The 16,460-nt window shown below is 61.9% G+C and carries 11 protein-coding genes; 6 read left to right on the top strand and 5 right to left on the bottom strand.

Annotation, left to right across the window (positions count from 1 at the left end; all coding sequences use genetic code 11):
* Positions 1-233 precede the first annotated feature (233 nt).
* A complete protein-coding gene (locus tag KVG91_RS22230; protein WP_169378457.1) occupies positions 234-1,241 on the top strand; it encodes a substrate-binding domain-containing protein in 1,008 nt (335 codons plus the stop codon).
* Positions 1,242-1,311: 70 nt separating this feature from the next.
* Entirely contained in the window at positions 1,312-2,427 is a 1,116-nt protein-coding gene (locus tag KVG91_RS22225) for an MDR/zinc-dependent alcohol dehydrogenase-like family protein (RefSeq protein ID WP_169378456.1), read from the top strand.
* A gap of 233 nt (positions 2,428-2,660) precedes the next feature.
* Here KVG91_RS22225 and sohB read toward each other — a convergent pair whose 3' ends face one another.
* The gene (gene sohB / locus KVG91_RS22220) at positions 2,661-3,686 is read right to left on the bottom strand and encodes a protease SohB (RefSeq protein ID WP_169378455.1); all 1,026 of its coding nucleotides are present in this window, start codon (positions 3,684-3,686) and stop codon (positions 2,661-2,663) included.
* 208 nt (positions 3,687-3,894) lie between these two features.
* On the opposite strand from sohB, the gene KVG91_RS22215 reads away from it, so the two are divergent.
* Positions 3,895-4,605, top strand: coding sequence for a histidine phosphatase family protein (locus KVG91_RS22215; protein WP_169378454.1), 711 nt, complete (start codon positions 3,895-3,897; stop codon positions 4,603-4,605).
* Between the two features lie 56 nt (positions 4,606-4,661).
* Entirely contained in the window at positions 4,662-4,976 is a 315-nt protein-coding gene (locus tag KVG91_RS22210) for an SCP2 sterol-binding domain-containing protein (RefSeq protein WP_076950585.1), read from the top strand.
* A gap of 126 nt (positions 4,977-5,102) precedes the next feature.
* Here KVG91_RS22210 and KVG91_RS22205 read toward each other — a convergent pair whose 3' ends face one another.
* Positions 5,103-7,739 (bottom strand): MGH1-like glycoside hydrolase domain-containing protein, encoded by a 2,637-nt coding sequence (locus tag KVG91_RS22205; protein WP_169378453.1) that lies wholly within the window; start codon positions 7,737-7,739, stop codon positions 5,103-5,105.
* 245 nt (positions 7,740-7,984) lie between these two features.
* On the opposite strand from KVG91_RS22205, the gene hglS reads away from it, so the two are divergent.
* The gene (gene hglS / locus KVG91_RS22200; protein ID WP_169378452.1) at positions 7,985-9,361 is read left to right on the top strand and encodes a 2-oxoadipate dioxygenase/decarboxylase HglS; all 1,377 of its coding nucleotides are present in this window, start codon (positions 7,985-7,987) and stop codon (positions 9,359-9,361) included.
* A gap of 126 nt (positions 9,362-9,487) precedes the next feature.
* Here hglS and KVG91_RS22195 read toward each other — a convergent pair whose 3' ends face one another.
* Positions 9,488-9,712 (bottom strand): DUF465 domain-containing protein, encoded by a 225-nt coding sequence (locus KVG91_RS22195; protein ID WP_169378451.1) that lies wholly within the window; start codon positions 9,710-9,712, stop codon positions 9,488-9,490.
* Positions 9,713-9,888: 176 nt separating this feature from the next.
* On the opposite strand from KVG91_RS22195, the gene tkt reads away from it, so the two are divergent.
* Positions 9,889-11,952: a transketolase gene (gene tkt, locus KVG91_RS22190; protein ID WP_217894939.1), complete on the top strand. Its 2,064-nt coding sequence runs from the start codon at positions 9,889-9,891 to the stop codon at positions 11,950-11,952.
* A gap of 267 nt (positions 11,953-12,219) precedes the next feature.
* Here the strand turns inward: tkt and uvrA are convergent, their stop codons facing one another.
* Complete coding sequence (gene uvrA, locus KVG91_RS22185) at positions 12,220-14,739, bottom strand: excinuclease ABC subunit UvrA (RefSeq protein WP_169376634.1); 2,520 nt, start codon at positions 14,737-14,739, stop codon at positions 12,220-12,222.
* A complete protein-coding gene (locus KVG91_RS22180) occupies positions 14,736-16,448 on the bottom strand; it encodes an ATP-binding protein (RefSeq protein ID WP_169376633.1) in 1,713 nt (570 codons plus the stop codon). The genes uvrA and KVG91_RS22180 overlap by 4 nt, the downstream gene beginning before the upstream one ends.
* Positions 16,449-16,460 lie beyond the last annotated feature (12 nt).

The following is a 16,460-nucleotide window of genomic DNA, read 5'->3' as shown; positions in this document are numbered from 1 at the left end:
GAACGGCTCCTACCGCTGCCGATCATATGATCATTGAATGAAATTAATATCAGGCTAAACACAACAAAAAACATGCCATGACCGACATAGCCGCCTTTTTACTGGGCAAACAAGCCTATTTTGCCGTTTTTAGCGAAAGCGTTTGACTGATCAGAATTTCATTTGATAAACATATGATCACAACAAGGCAATGAACGAACGACTGACTACAACAATAAAACGGGGTTCTCATCATGAAACTTGGTACGACCTTCGCCGCCGCCGCGGCCCTCTCCCTCCTCGCCAGCAGCATCGCGCTGGCCGCCGACGGCAAGACCTACAAGGTTGGCGCCGCGGTCTATGGCCTCAAGGGCCAGTTCATGCAGAACTGGGTGCGCGAGCTCAAGGAACACCCTGCCGTGAAAGACGGCACCGTGCAGTTGACGGTGTTCGACGGCAACTACGACGCGCTGACCCAAAACAACCAGATCGAAAACATGGTGACCCAGCACTTCGACGCCATCCTTTTCGTGCCCATCGACACCAAGGCCGGCGTGGGCACCGTCAAGCAAGCCATGAGCAACGACGTGGTGGTCATCGCCTCCAATACGAAAGTAGCCGATGCTTCCGTACCCTACGTGGGCAACGACGACGTGGAAGGCGGTCGCCTGCAGGCCCAGGCGATGGTCGACAAGCTCAACGGCAAAGGCAATGTCGTGATCATCCAGGGGCCGATTGGCCAGTCGGCACAGATCGACCGGGAAAAAGGCGAGCTGGAGGTGCTCGGCAAGCACCCGGACATCAAGATCATTGAGAAAAAGACCGCCAACTGGGACCGCGCCCAGGCCATGACGCTGACGGAAGACTGGCTCAACGCCCACCCCAAAGGCATCAACGGCGTGATCGCGCAGAACGACGATATGGCGCTCGGCGCCATTCAGGCACTGAAATCCCACGGTCTGACCTCCAAGGACGTGCCCGTCACGTCCATCGACGGCATGCCGGATGCGATCCAGGCAGCCAAAAAAGACGAAGTCACCACCTTCCTGCAAGACGCCCAGGCCCAATCCCAAGGTGCACTGGACGTGGCCCTGCGCGCCTTGGCCGGCAGTGACTACAAGCCGCAATCGGTGATATGGGAGCGCTACGCCAAAGAGGTGAAATGGGGCGATGGCACCGCAAAGAACTACATCCTGCCCTGGGTGCCGGTGACCAACGCCAACGCCGACGCGCTGTACAAGCAAGTCAGCGGCGCCAAGTAAACCGTTGCCGGTTGATCGCTCCCAGGCTCAGCATGGGAGCGATGAGCTCATCTTTGCCGTGAGGTCTGCCATGTCCACCATTACCGAACGCCCGCAAGAACAATTGTCCCCGGTCATCCCGAAAACCATGCAGGCCGTGGTCTGTTATGGCCCGGAAGACTATCGCCTGGAAACCGTCGAGGTGCCCACGCCCGGTCCCGAGGAGATCCTCACCAAGGTCGAGCTGTGCGGGATCTGCATGGGCGACATCAAGACGTATCGCGGCGCGCCCTCGTTCTGGGGCGACGCCGAGCAACCGCGCTACGTGAAACCGCCAATGATTCCTGGCCATGAATTTGTGTGTCGCGTGGTCGCATTAGGCCCCGGTGCGGAAAAACGCGGCGTGAAGGTCGGTGACCGGGTGATTTCCGAGCAGATCGTACCGTGCTGGGGCTGCCGCTTCTGCAACCATGGCCAGTACTGGATGTGCCAGAAACACGACCTGTATGGCTTCCAGAACAATGTGCAGGGCGCCATGGCCCAGTACATGATCTTCACCAAGGAAGGCATCGTGCATAAAGTCCCGGATTCCATCGCGCCGGACGAAGCCATCCTGATCGAGCCGCTGGCCTGCTCGCTGCACGCCGCCGAGCGCGCCAATGTGGATTTCGATGACGTGGTGGTGGTCGCTGGTGCCGGCACGCTGGGCCTGGGCATCATCGGCGCGGTGCGCATGCGCAATCCGAAAAAGCTGATCGTGCTGGACATGAAACCCGAACGCGCCGCCCTCGCCCTGCGCATGGGCGCCGACGAAGTGTGGAACCCGGCCGAGGTCGACGTGCTGACGAAGATCCGCGCAATCACCGACGGTTACGGTTGCGACATCTATATCGAAGCCACCGGCCACCACAAGGCGGTGAACCAGGGCCTGGCGATGCTGCGCAAGCTGGGGCGCTTCGTCGAGTTCAGCGTATTCAATGACGAAGCCACGGTGGACTGGTCGATCATTGGCGACCGCAAGGAGCTCGATGTGCTGGGCTCGCACCTGGGCCCGTACATGTACCCGCGCGCCATCGACTTCATCGGCAACCGCAAGATCGACATGCGCGACGTGGTCACCCACACATTTGCCCTGGCGGATTTCAAGGAAGCGTTTGCGGTGATGGAGCGTGGTGACAAGTCGCTCAAAGTCGTACTCGAGCCCTGATATCGCCGCTGTGGGAGCTGCCTGCGAAAGCGGTCTTTCAGTGGCAGATATGCTGGCTGACCCACCGCTTTCGCAGGCAAGCCAGCTCCCACATTTTGAACGTATTTCAGGCCGGTTCGGCGTAAACCGTCACCGGCGGCAAACCCCAGATCCCACCGCAGGCAGCAGGATAAACACAGTTCAACTGTGGGAGCTGGCTTGCCTGCGATTGCGGTCTTCCATGTGCCGCCTGATTACCAGAACCGCTGCTGGGTCAAGCGGCTCCACCAGGTCAGCAGCACCCGGTCCACCGAGCCGCTGGCCGCCAGGCCCACGCGCTCCTGCAAGCTCTTGCGCTCGGCGTAGTGCAGGTGGAACACCTCGGCGGTCTTGGCCTTGGTCGCCAGGTACTCGTCACTGGTTTGCAGCTCATCGACCAGTTGCTTGTCGAGGGCAGCAACACCCAGCCACACTTCTCCGGTCGCTACCTCATCGATTGCCAACTGCGGGCGATAACGCGAGACGAAGTTCTTGAACAGTTGATGGGTAATGTCCAGGTCTTCCTGGAACTTCTCGCGGCCTTTCTCGGTGTTTTCACCAAACACCGTGAGAGTGCGCTTGTACTCACCGGCGGTCAGCACTTCAAAGTCGATATCGTGCTTTTTCAGCAGGCGGTTGACGTTGGGCAACTGCGCGACCACGCCGATGGAGCCCAGGATGGCAAACGGCGCGCTGATGATCTTCTCGCCGATGCACGCCATCATGTAGCCGCCGCTGGCTGCGACCTTGTCGATGCATACGGTCAACGGCACGCCCGCCTGGCGGATACGCGCCAGTTGCGAAGACGCCAGGCCGTAGCTGTGGACCATGCCGCCGCCGCTTTCCAGGCGCAGCACCACCTCGTCTTTCGGTGTGGCCAGGCTCAGCAAGGCGGTGATTTCATGGCGCAGGCTCTCAGTGGCCGAGGCCTTGATATCGCCGTCGAAATCCAACACAAACACCCGTGGCTTGGCCTCGGCTTTCTGCTTGCCCTTCTTCTTTTCGGCCTTGCCTTCAGACTTGCGCAGGGCCTTGAGCTGGTCCTTGTCGAGCAGACTTGATTCCAGGCGTTCACGCAGGCCCTTGTAAAAGTCATTGAGCTTGCTGACCTGCAATTGGCCGGCGGCTTTGCGACGACCTTTGCTGCGCAGCGCCGCGAAGCTGATCAGGACCACCAGAATAGCGACCACCAGGGTGACGGTCTTTGCTAAAAAGCTCGCATATTCGGCCAGAAAATCCATATTTCTCTCTATTCAGGACAATGATTTTGATGTGCGCCCTGCGCACAATGGCCCAAGCATACCGACGGGGCCGCGTTCGGGCCAGTGATCAAACCGCCAGCAAGCCGGGCCTCCAACGGGCTTTTAAAACAAGCGTATGTTTTTCCATTGACAGCTTGAAGGCATCCTCATAACCTCGCCTGACTTTCAACGTACCGGGTGAACGGACGTGGGCAGCATCTATTTGATTCGACATGGCCAGGCCTCGTTCGGTGCAGACGACTATGACGTCCTGTCGCCCGTCGGCGTGGAACAAGCGCACGTGCTCGGTCGCCACCTGGCAGACATGGGCCTGGTGTTCGACCGCTGTGTGGCCGGCGACCTGCGTCGCCAGCAGCACACCGCCACCGCCACCTTCGACCAATACAGCGCCCTCGGCCTGCCGGTACCCTTGCTTGAAACCGACAGCGCCTTCAACGAATTCGATGCCGACGCGATCATCCGCGCCCTGCTCCCCGACCTGCTCACCACCGAACCCGAAGCCCTGGAGGTCCTGCGCAATGCCGCGCAGAACCGCAGCGAGTTCCAGCGCATCTTCGCCCTGATCATCGCGCGCTGGCTGGCCGGCACCTACGACCCGCCGGGGCTGGAAAGCTGGCTGGGGTTCGTGGAGCGTGTCCAGGGTGGCCTGCAACGCCTCCTTGAAGCGGCGGACAACACGCAGAAGATCGCGGTGTTCACCTCCGGCGGTACCATCACCGCCCTGCTCCACCTGATTACCCGAATGCCGGCCGCCCAGGCCTTCGAACTGAACTGGCAAATTGTTAACACCTCGCTCAACCAGCTGAAATTCCGCGGTCGCGAGGTGGCACTGGCTTCCTTCAACAGCCATACCCACTTGCAGCTGTTGAAGGCGCCGCAGCTCATCACCTACCGATGAACCGCGGCCAACCGTGACCCCAAGGTCACTGGACTCCACCCAAAAGGATCGAAACCATGACTGACGTAGCCAAAGCTGTAGAAGCAATGAAAGCCAAATTCAACCCAAGCGCTGCCGAAGGCCTGGACCTGGTGTTCGGTTTCCGCATCGACGACACCAAGAACTTCTCTCTGGTGGTCAAGGACAAGACCTGCTCGCTGCAGGAAGGCGAAAACCCGGACGCCCAAGTGACCCTGGTCATGGACAGCGAAACCCTGGAAGGCATCGTCGACGGCTCCACCGACGGCATGCAGGCGTTCATGGGCGGCAAGCTGCGCACTGAAGGCGACATGATGCTGGCCATGAAGCTGAGCGAATTGTTCCCTTCCTGAGTACGCTGCAATTCGAATGTGGGAGCGGGCTTGCTCGCGAATGCAGTGGGTCAGTCGACAGATGTATCGACTGATACTGCGCATTCGCGAGCAAGCCCGCTCCCACATTTTAGTCTGCGGTGTTGCCTAGGTTTTTGGTTGCAGCAACAACGCCACCAACGCACTCCAGCCAGTCTGGTGCGACGCGCCCAGCCCACGCCCCGTCTCGCCATGAAAGTATTCATGGAACAACACCAGGTCGCGACTCGCCGGATCCGCCTCCAACTGCGCATACCCCGCCATCGAGGGGCGCAGGCCATTTTCATCGCGCAGGAACAACCCGGTCAGCCGCTGGCTGAGGCTGTCGGCCACTTCCTCCAGGGATGACAGGTAACCACTGCCCGTCGGGTACTCCACCGAAAAGTTTTCGGCATAGTAGCGGTGAAATTCGCGCAGCGATTCGATCAACATATAGTTCACCGGCATCCACAAGGGCCCGCGCCAGTTGGAGTTGCCGCCGTACAGGCGCGAGTCGGATTCCCCCGGTCGGTAACACGCGCTGAGGGTGTCGCCGTTCATCTTCAGCGCCAGGGGTTGTTCGGCGAAGGCCTTGGACAGGGAGCGCACGCCGAACAAGGACAAGAATTCACTTTCATCGAGCATGCGCCGCAGCAGGTCCTTGGTGCGCTCACCGCGCAACAACGCCAGCAACAGACGATTGCCCTGCCCGGGCTCATTCCAGCGTGAGACCAGTTTGGCCAGGTCCGGCCGGTGCTGCATGAACCCCAACAGACGCTCGCGCAGTCCCTCCAGGCCTTCATGCTCGCGCTGTTCCAGCACCAGCACGGCGAACAGCGGCATCAGGCCGACAATCGAGCGCAGGCGCACGGGCTCGTTCTGGCCGTCGGGACGGTGCAACACATCGTAGAAGAACAGATCCTGCTCATCCCACAGGCCTTCGGCGCTGTCATCGACGCGGTTGATGGCGCCGGCGATATACAGGAAATGCTCGAAGAACTTCACCGCGATGTCGACGTAGACCACGTTGCGCTTGGCCAGCTCTAAGCCGATGCGCATCAAGTCCAGTGCGTAGGCGGCAACCCAGGCCGTACCGTCGGCCTGGTCCAGTTGGTAACCCGGCGGCAACGCGGCCGAGCGGTCGAACAAGGCGATATTGTCCAACCCCAGGAAACCGCCCTGGAACAGGTTGCGCCCCTCGGCATCCTTGCGGTTGACCCACCAGGAGAAATTCAACAGCAGTTTGTGGAATATCCGTTCAAGGAAATCCATATCGCCTACGCCGGTCAACGCCTTGTCCTGCTGGTACACCCGCCAACTGGCCCAGGCGTGCACCGGCGGGTTGGCGTCATCGAAGCGCCATTCATAGGCTGGCAGCTGGCCGTTGGGGTGCATGAAGCGATCTTTCACCAGCAACAGCAGCTGTTGCTTGGCGTAGTACGGGTCGATCAGCGCAATGGCCACCGCCTGGAAGCCCTGGTCCCACGAGGCGTACCACGGATATTCCCAGGTGTCGGGCATGGAAAGGATGTCGAAATTCGACAAGTGCCGCCAATGGGTGTTGCGGTTGTGCAGGCGCTCGGGCGGCGGCGCGGGTTGTGCCGGGTCGCCGTCGAGCCATTGGTTGACGTCGAAATAGTACAGCTGCTTGGACCATAGCAAACCGGCCAGCGCCTGGCGCTGCACATTGCGCGCATCGTCGTCGGCGATGCCGTGCTGCAGGGCGGCGTAGAAGTCATCGGCCTCCTGGCGGCGCTGTTGGAACAAGTGACGGGCGCTGACGTGCGGCGCCCCGACGGGGGCAAAACGCAGGTAGAGGGTTTTGCTTTCCAGGCCCGCCAGCTTGACGATGAAACGCGCCGCGACTTTGGTGCCAAGGTCACGGCGAATCGCCGATTCAATCCCCTCGACCACGTAATCATTGATCCCGTCCTTGAACGGCCCCGGTGCCGGCTGCCCATCCAGCTTGGGAAGGTTGCTTTCGTTTTCGCAGAACAACCACTCCACCCCGTCCTGGCCCCAGGCACTGAGGTGGCGGTCAGGCAGTCCGGGATGGCGCGCCAGCACCTGTTCTGCGTCCCTCTTCAATAGCGGCTTGGGCGCATCGAAGGTCCAGCTCCAATCGTTGCGCGCCCACAGTTGGGGCAGCACCTGCAAACGCGTCGGCTGGCCAGAACGGTTGTGCACGGTGATGCGCATGAAGATGTCATCGGGCTGATGCTTGGCGTATTCGACGCTGACATCGCAGTAGCGGTTGTCTTCGAACACCCCGGTGTCGAGGATCTCGTACTCGGCATCTTCCAGGCCACGGCGCGCGTTCTCGCCGGTCAAGTCGTCGTAGGGAAAGGCCGCGTGGGGGTATTTGTAGAGCATGCGCATGTAGGCATGGCTCGGTACGCCGTCGACGAAAAAGTACAATTCCTTGACGTCCTCACCGTGGTTGCCTTCGGCATTATTGAGGCCGAACAGGCGCTCCTTGATGATCGCGTCACGCTCGTTCCACAGGGCCAGGCCCAGGCACCAGCGTTGCGCCTTGTCGCTGAAACCGGCCAGGCCGTCCTCGCCCCAGCGGTAGGCGCGGCTGCGTGCCTGTTCATGGGGGAAGTAGGCCCAGGCATCGCCGTCGGCGCTGTAGTCTTCGCGCACCGTGCCCCATTGGCGTTCACTCAGGTAAGGGCCCCACTCGCGCCAGCGTTCGGCCTGCGGCATCGCCAGGCGCAGGCCTTCGGTGGTATCAAGCAGTCGGGTGTCGGGGGTGGCCGTCATCGGGTCCTCCATCGCCTACCAGGTGAGCGGCAGTGTAGAGCCCAATGACGTCCGGGTGCACATGAAGCTTTAGAAGATCGCGTAGGTGTAGTTGAAGATCAGGCGGGCGGTTTTTTGTCATATCCGCGTCATTTCATTCATTTGCAGAATGAAGTCCTGAGCAATCTTCGTTTGCAAGCAGGCCTCGGGCTCAACAAACTCAGGCAAAGGCTTTTTCCATCGCCGTCGCCATCAGGAATTTTTCTATGCACGCCACCGCACCTGTCAGCCCAGACGAGATCCGCAAGGGCTTTTCCAGGGCCATGTCCGACATGTACCGAGAAGAAGTCCCCCTGTACGGCGCGTTGATGGAACTGGTGGCCGAAACCAATACCCGCGTGCTCGACACCCAGCCGCTGCTGGCGCAACAGCTGCAACGCACCGGCGAAATCCGGCGCCTGGACATGGAACGCCACGGCGCCATCCGCCTGGGCACCGCCGCAGAACTGGCGACCATCTGCCGCCTGTTTGCGGTGATGGGCATGCAGCCGGTGGGCTATTACGACCTGACGCCGGCCGGTGTGCCGGTGCATTCCACTGCGTTTCGCGCGGTGCACGAGCAGGCGCTGCAAACCAGCCCGTTTCGCGTGTTCACCTCATTGCTGCGCCTGGAGCTGATCGAGAACCTCGAGCTGCGCGCCTTCGCCGAAACCGCCCTGGCCAAGCGCTCGATCTTCACCCCCGGCGCCCTCGCGCTGATCGAACAAGCGGAAAAGGACGGCGGCCTCAATGCCGTGGATGCTGACGAATTCGTGCGCCAGGCCCTGGAAACCTTTCGCTGGCACCCCAGCGCCACGGTCACGGGCGCGCAGTACCGGAAATTGAGCGACCAGCACCGCCTGATCGCCGACGTGGTGGCCTTCAAGGGCCCGCACATCAACCACCTGACTCCGCGCACCCTGGACATCGATCAGGTCCAGGCCGCCATGCCCGGCAAAGGCATCACGCCCAAGGCCGTGATCGAAGGCCCACCGCGCCGCCATTGCCCGATCCTGCTGCGCCAGACCAGCTTCAAGGCCCTCGACGAAGCCATCGCCTTCACCGATGCCCAAGGCAGTCACAGCGCGCGTTTTGGCGAAATCGAACAACGCGGTGTCGCGCTCACGCCCAAAGGCCGCGCGCTGTACGACCGCTTGCTGAACGCCGCGCGCGATGAACTGGGCGCCTTCCCCAATGAGGGCAACGCCGCACGGTATACGCAATTGATGGAACACCACTTCCAGGCCTTCCCGGACAACCACGCGCAGATGCGGGAACAGGGCCTGGCGTACTACCGCTACTTCGCCACCGAGCGAGGCCTGGCCGCGCGGGGCAGCGCCGCTCAGCCACGCACCCTGGACGCGCTGATCGCGGCCGGCCACATCGATGTGGAGCCGTTGGTGTATGAAGATTTCTTGCCGGTGAGCGCGGCGGGGATTTTCCAGTCGAACCTGGGGGACGCCGCGCAGAGCCACTACACGGCCAACGCGAACAGGGCCGAGTTTGAACAGGCGCTGGGGCGTCGGACCGTGGATGAATTGAAGCTGTATGGCCAGACGCAGCAGCGCTCCATAGATGAATGCATCCAGGCACTGCTGGGATGACATGAAACGTGCAGGAGCGAGCTTGCTCGCGAAAAACCTTAACGATAACGCGTGCATCCTGGATAAACGCGGTGCCTGTGAGTTCTTCGCGAGCAAGCTCGCTCCTACAGGGATTTTGCCTCGTGCTTAACCCAACTTCGCGACTATTTCGTCTTTGATCAACAGCCGTTTTTTCTTCAGTTTTTCCACATCCTCATCGCTGGCGCTTGCCGATTCCGCCTTCAGCACCTCCCCGTCGGCGGCGTCGTATCGAGTGAGCAGCGAGTCCAGGCGTTTGTCGCCCGCCCTGCGTTCGTGAACGACTTGCTTGCTCAACCCCAAGTCCTGATACAGGTCGTGTTTCACTGGCATGGCGTACCTCCGCAGTTGGTCAATGACTTACGCCCTAGAAGCTAGACCATTGCGGGGGGTCTTGTCATGTTCGGGAGGGCGATCCATCCCCGTTCGTCGCAGCGCAGGCCTTTGGATCAAACCTTTGCGGCGCCGTGCCCTCCACTCTAGATAGCCATCCGAGGGAGACCGGTTTCATGACGCATGCCGCCACCGCTGTCGACACCCAATGCATCAACACCATTCGCACCCTGGCCATGGACGCGGTGCAGAAGGCCAATTCCGGGCACCCGGGCACACCCATGGGCCTGGCGCCGGTGGGCTATACCTTGTGGAGCCGCTTCCTGCGCTACCACCCGGAACATCCCGACTGGCCCAACCGCGACCGTTTTGTGTTGTCGGTGGGCCATGCGTCGATGCTGCTGTATTCGCTGCTGCACCTGGCCGGCGTGGTCGAGATCGATGCCCATGGCAAGCGCTCCGGCCAGCCGGCGATCAGCCTGGACGATATCAAGCAATTCCGCCAGGCCGACTCGAAAACCCCGGGCCACCCCGAATACCGCATGACCACCGGCGTCGAGACCACCACCGGCCCACTCGGCCAGGGCTGCGCCAACAGTGTCGGCATGGCGATGGCCGAGCGTTGGTTGGGCCAGCGTTTCAATCGCGATGGCCAGGTGCTGTTCGACTACAACGTCTACACCCTGTGCGGCGATGGCGACATGATGGAAGGCATCAGCAGCGAAGCCGCGTCGATGGCCGGGCATCTCAAGCTTGAGAACCTGTGCTGGATCTACGACAACAACACCATCAGCATCGAAGGCCACACTGAGCTTGCCTTCAGCGAAGACGTGATCAAGCGTTTCCAGGCGTACGGCTGGCACACCTTGCACGTCACCGACGCCAACGACTTGCAGGCCTTGAGCACGGCGCTGGAGACCTTCCAGGCAAACACCGGCGCACCGACCCTGATCGTAGTCGACAGCGTGATCGGTTACGGCTCGCCGCACAAACACAATACCGCCGCCGCCCATGGCGAGCCGCTGGGCGATGACGAAATCCGCCTGACCAAGGCCGCTTACGGCTGGCCGCAGGATTCGAGCTTCCTGGTGCCCGACGAAGCCCGCAGCGTATTGCAAGAGGCGCTGCTGGAGCGCAGCCAGCCGTTGTACGACGCCTGGCAGCAACAGCTGTCGCAGCTTGAGCACGACCAGCCGGAACTGGCCGACGAACTGCGACGCATGCGTGCCGGGGAAATGCCCGAACAATGGCAAAGCGACCTGCCTCATTTTGACAGCGACGCCAAGGGCGTGGCCAGCCGCGCCGCCGGTGGCGAAGTGCTGAATGCGTTCGCCCGGCAGATTCCCTGGCTGCTCGGCGGTTCGGCGGACTTGTCGCCTTCGACCAAGACCAACCTCACCTTCGACGGCGCCGGGCGCTTCAGTGCCGACGACTACAGCGGGCGTAACCTGCATTTCGGCATCCGCGAACACGCCATGGGTGCGATTGCCAATGGGATGGCGCTGTCCTATCTGCGCCCGTACACGTCGACGTTCCTGGTGTTCAGCGACTACATGAAACCGCCGATCCGTCTGGCGGCAATCATGGAGTTGCCGGTGATATTTGTGTTTACCCATGACTCGATTGGCGTGGGTGAAGATGGGCCGACGCACCAGCCGATCGAGCACCTCACCCAACTGCGCGCCACACCGGGACTACTGACCCTGCGCCCGGGCGATGCGAATGAAACCCTGGAGCTGTGGAAAGTGGCCCTGGCACAGACCCATCGGCCCAGTTGCGTGGTGTTGTCGCGTCAGCCGCTGCCAACCTTGGACCGCACGAAATATGCGCCCGCCACCGGCGCGGCCAAAGGCGCTTATGTGCTGGCGGGTGCGGATGAGCCCCAGGTGATCCTGTTGGCGACGGGCAGCGAAGTCAGCCTCGTGGTGGCGGCCTATGAACAGCTCAAAAGCGAAGGGATTGCCGCGCAGGTTGTTTCCATGCCCAGCTGGGAGCTGTTTGAAGACCAGGACCAGGCTTATCGCGACAGCGTCTTACCGCCTGCGGTGAAGGCGCGGGTGGTGGTAGAGCAGGCGGGGCCGCTGGGTTGGGATCGGTATGTGGGACAGACCGGGGCCAAGGTGGTGATGAACAGCTTTGGCGCGTCAGCGCCGCTGGCCAAGTTGCAGGAGAAGTTTGGGTTTACGGTGGAAAATGTGGTGGCGCAGGCCAAGCAGCAAATCCAACTGACTCAACACTGAGCAAACATCTGGGAGCTGGCTTGCCTGCGATGCAGACAACTCGGTGCATAGGTATCTACACAACTGACTGTAGTGAGCGGGCTTGCCCCGCGCTGGGTGGCGAAGCCGCCCCAATAAAGACACCGCGCAGTTTCAGAAAAAACCAATTCGCCTGGTTTGGGTCCGCTTCGCCACCCAGCGCGGGACAAGCCCGCTCACTACAAAAATGTGTAGATACTTATGGTCATCGCAGGCAAGCCAGCTCCCACATTCGAGCGGTGTTGATGCTTAGATCAGTTCTCTGGCCAGGAATGGCGCGGTACGGCTGGCCTCGCTCTTGGCGACTGTCTGCGGCGTGCCGCAAGCCACCACCGTCCCACCCAGGTCCCCTGCCCCGGGCCCAATATCAATCACCCAGTCACTCTGCGCCACCACGCGCATCTCATGCTCCACCACAACCACCGTATGCCCCGCCTCCACCAAGTGATTCAACTGGCTGAGCAAGCGGTCGACATCCCGTGGATGCAAGCCGGTGGTAGGCTCATCCAGCACGTACAACGTGGCGCCCCGCGCAGTGCGTTGCAACTCGGTCGCCAGTTTGATGCGCTGCGCCTCGCCGCCGGACAGTTCGGTGGCCGGCTGCCCCAGGCGCAGGTAGCCCAGGCCGATATCGCGCAGTACCTGCAATGCACGCAACACACCCGGTTGTTCGGCGAACACGTCGACGGCCTGTTCCACCGTCAAGCCCAAGACCTGGGCGATGCTCAAGCCTTGCCATTTGATCGCCAACGTCTCGGGGTTGTAGCGCGCTCCGTGACAGGTCGGGCATGGCGCATAGACGCTCGGCATGAACAGCAGCTCGACACTGACAAACCCCTCACCTTCGCAGTTTGGGCAGCGCCCCTTGGCGACGTTGAACGAAAACTGCCCGGCGTCGTAACCATGCTTTTTCGCGGCCGGCGTGGCCGCGAACAGTTTGCGCACGTTGTCGAACAGACCGGTATAGGTCGCCAGGTTGGAGCGCGGGGTGCGGCCGATGGGTTTCTGGTCCACCTGGACCAGGCGGCGGACCTGCTCAAGGCCAGCGCCGATGCGCCCGCCACTGGTTTGCGGCACGTCGTCTTCCAGGCTCGGCTCTTCGTCGTTTTCCACTGCGCGCCCAAGGCCGCTGCCCACCAGTTCCAGCAGCGCCTGGCTGACCAGGCTGGACTTGCCCGAACCGGAAATACCGGTGACCGCCGTAAAGCAGCCCAACGGGAAATCCACGTTCAAGTCCTTGAGATTATTGCGCGTGACGCCTTCCAGTTTCAGCCAGCCGGAAGGCGTGCGGCGCACCGGGTTAGGCACGCGTTTTTCGGCGAACAGATATTCACGGGTCTGCGATGCCTGCACCTGGGCGAGCCCGGCCGGCGGCCCGCTGTACAAGACTTGCCCGCCATGCTCACCGGCGGCCGGGCCGACATCGATCAGCCAGTCGGCGCGGCGCATGGTTTCCAGGTCGTGTTCCACCACAAACAACGAATTGCCCGCTGCTTTCAAACGTTCCAACGCGGTGAACAGCGCCTCGCCGTCCGCCGGATGCAGGCCCGCCGAGGGTTCATCCAGCACATAGATCACGCCAAACAACTGCGAGCCCAATTGCGTGGCCAGGCGCAGTCGCTGCAGCTCGCCGGACGACAAGGTCGGTGTACTGCGCTCCAAGGACAGATACCCCAAGCCCAGCTCGGTCAAGGTGCTGACCCGCTCCAGCAAATCCTGGGCAATACGCTGCGCCGCCAGGCGCTTTTCCACCGACAGTTTCATCTTGTCCTGCCCGGCCGCCACCGGGCGCAGCAACTCGGCCAACTGCGCCAGCGACAGCTGCGACAACTCGCCAATGTCCACCCCGGCAAACTTTATCGACAGCGCGGCCTTAGTCAGGCGCTTGCCCTCGCACAACGGGCAGGCGCTGCCCTGCATGAACTGCGAGACGCGCTTTTTCATCAGCGCACTCTGGGTGTGGGTGAAGGTGTGCAGGATATAGCGCCGCGCACCGCTGAAGGTGCCCTGGTAACTGGGCTCGAGTTTGCGTTTCAGCGCGTCGCGGGTCTGCGCCGGGGTGAAGCCGGCATACACCGGGACGGTGGGGGTTTCCTCAGTGAACAGGATCCAGTCGCGCTGCTTTTTCGGCAGCTCGCGCCACGGGATATCCACGTCATAGCCCAGGGTCACCAGGATGTCGCGCAGGTTCTGCCCCTGCCACGCCAACGGCCAGGACGCTACCGCGCGCTGGCGAATCGTCAGGGAAGGATCCGGCACCATCAGCGCCTCGGTCACTTCATACACACGCCCCAGACCGTGGCATTGCGGGCAGGCGCCCTGGGGCAGGTTCGGCGAAAAATCCTCGGCGTACAGCATCGCCTGGCCCGGCGGATAACTGCCGGCGCGCGAATACAGCATGCGAATCAGGCTCGACAACGTGGTGACGCTGCCCACCGACGAGCGCGCGCTCGGCGTACCGCGCTGCTGTTGCAGGGCCACGGCGGGCGGCAGGCCCTCGATGCTGTCCACATCCGGCACGCCGACCTGGTCGATCAGCCGGCGCGCATACGGCGCCACCGACTCGAAATAGCGTCGCTGGGCCTCGGCATACACCGTGGAAAACGCCAGCGACGACTTGCCGGACCCCGACACGCCGGTAAAAACTACCAAGGCATCCCGCGGAATATCCACGTCGACGTTGCGCAGGTTGTGTTCGCGGGCGCCACGCACGCGGACGAAGCCGGTGTGTTGGGCGGTGATTGGCGGGATGTTGCGCTGTGAAGTCATGGACAACCTTGTCGGGCGGTGAGCACGCTGCGCACCCGTTGCGTCAGGGCTTCGGGGCTGTAGGGCTTGCTCAGCAGATGTATATCGGGGGTCAGCAAATGGTTGCTGGAAAGGATGTCGCGGGTGTGGCCGGACGTGAACAGCACCGGCACCGGAGGCGTTTGTTCGCGAGCCCAGTCAGCCAGGTCGGTGCTTTTGATGCGACCGGGCATCACCACGTCAGTGAAAATCAGCTCCGGATGCAAACCCTCTTGCAGTTTGAGCATGGCCTGGTCGCCGTCCTCGGCCGTGAGCACGGTGTAGCCGGATTGTTCGAGCAACTCCACCACGGTCAGGCGCACGCCTTCATTGTCCTCGACCACCAGGATGGTTTCCTGACCGCCGCTATGGGGCGCGTGGTCAGTATCCGCATCCAGGCATTCGGGCTCCAGGCTGTGGGGGAAATACATCTGCACCACCGAGCCTTTGCCCTCCTCGCTCCACATCTCCACATGCCCGCCGCTTTGCCGCACAAAGCCGAACACCATGCTCAGGCCCAGGCCGGTGCCATGGCCTTCGCGCTTGGTGGTGAAGAAAGGTTCAAACGCACGCTTGAGGGTGGTCTCGGACATGCCGACGCCGGTGTCGATAACCGCCAGGCGCACGTACTCGCCGGGCTTGATGCTCTTACCCGCGCAGTCGTCGGGGTTGAGGATGATGTTCTCGCCGGTGATCCGAATCACGCCCTCGCCCTTCATGGCGTCCCGGGCATTGATCGCCAGGTTGAGCAGTGCATTTTCCAACTGGTTGCGGTCGACATTGATGCACCAGGAATCCTGGGGCAGTTGCACATCGATATGAATGGTTTCCCCCAGCGCGCGTTGCAGCAGTTCACCCAGGCCCGCGTAGATGCGTTGCGGGTTGTACACCGCCGGCGACAGCGGTTGGCGACGGGCAAACGCAAGCAATTGCGACGACAGCTTGGCCCCGCGATCCACCGCCGCAATGGCTGCCGCGACGCGCCGCTGTACCTGGGCGTTCTCCGGTTCATGGCGGGCCAGCAGGTGCAGGTTGCCGGCAATCACTTGCAGCAGGTTATTGAAGTCATGGGCCACGCCGCCGGTCAGGCCGCCGATGGCTTCGAGTTTCTGTGACTGGCGCAACTGGTCTTCTGCGGCCGAGCGTGCCTGCACTTCCGCGGCCACTCGCTGCTCAAGGTTGTGGGTGAGCTCTTGGCGCACCTGCTCGGATCTCACCAGTTCGGTCGTCTCCACCACAATCGCCAGCACCCCGGCGGGTCGCTGGTCGTCGCCGGCGACGGGGCTGTAATAGAGATCCAGCCAGACGGTTTCCGGCTTGCCGTTGCGCGACAGCACCAGGTCCTTATTGTTGAATGACAACGTGCCGCCGGCCAGGCAGGTGTCCACCACGTGGCGGTTGAAGGCGGCCACTTCCGGCCAACCCAGCTCGACCGGCATGCCCAGCAGCTTCGGGTGTCGGCCGCCGGCGAATACCGAGTAACTGTCGTTGTAGATCATGTACCCCGCCCGGCCCCACAGCATCACCATCGGCACGGGAGAAGCGAGCATCATCTGCACGGTACAGGCCAGGCTGGTGGACCAGTGTTCAATGGCGCCCAAGTCGGTGGTAGACCAATCGAACGCGCGAATACGCCGGGCCATTTCTCCGGCCCAGCCTTCACAGCCATGGGGATTGGATAAGAATTGCATCGATTACTCTGC

The sequence above is a fragment of the Pseudomonas azadiae genome (genome assembly GCF_019145355.1).
GTDB lineage: Bacteria > Pseudomonadota > Gammaproteobacteria > Pseudomonadales > Pseudomonadaceae > Aquipseudomonas > Aquipseudomonas azadiae.
Note: the sequence above shows the minus strand (reverse complement) of the source record. Positions and strands in the feature narration are given on the sequence as shown.